Here is a 494-nt window from a genome sequence, read left to right as displayed (position 1 = left end):
GCAGGAACAACTGTCATTGGAAAAGTCCATGAAAATGGAAACTTAGATACAGCGAAAGCCAAAGCCAAAGCAGCCTTAGACGAAGCGGCAGCGACAGAAAAAGCAGCTATTGAAGCAGACGGAAGCTTAAGTACTACAGAAAAAGCTGAAAAAGCAAAAGAAGTAGACAAAGTGAAAGCCGAAAAAGCAGCTAAGATCGACGAAGCGACAACAGCAACAGGTGTAGAAGAAGCTAAGACAGCTGGAGAAGCAGCAATCGCAGCAGTACACCAAGCAGGAGACTTAGAGCAAGCTAAGACAGATGCGAAAGCAGCAATCGATGAAGCAGCAGCAGCAGAGAAAGCAGAAATCGCTAAGGACACAAGCCTAAGTGAAGATCAAAAAGCAGCTAAGACAGCAGAAGTAACTAAAGCTCAAGAAGATGCGAAAGCTAAGATTGCGGCAGCAACAAACAAAGACATCATCGATACTGCGACAGAAACAGGTAAGAACGT

1 protein-coding gene is annotated in these 494 nt (G+C 44.7%); it reads left to right on the top strand.

Going from position 1 to position 494, the window contains the following annotated elements; genetic code table 11:
- A partial coding sequence (locus N8M20_RS10180; protein ID WP_261080512.1) for a DUF1542 domain-containing protein occupies positions 1–494 on the top strand: 494 nt, incomplete at both ends.

This window comes from Streptococcus mitis (assembly GCF_946190275.1).
Taxonomy (GTDB): Bacteria; Bacillota; Bacilli; order Lactobacillales; family Streptococcaceae; genus Streptococcus; species Streptococcus mitis_DC.
This window is presented reverse-complemented; position numbering and strand designations above follow the sequence as displayed.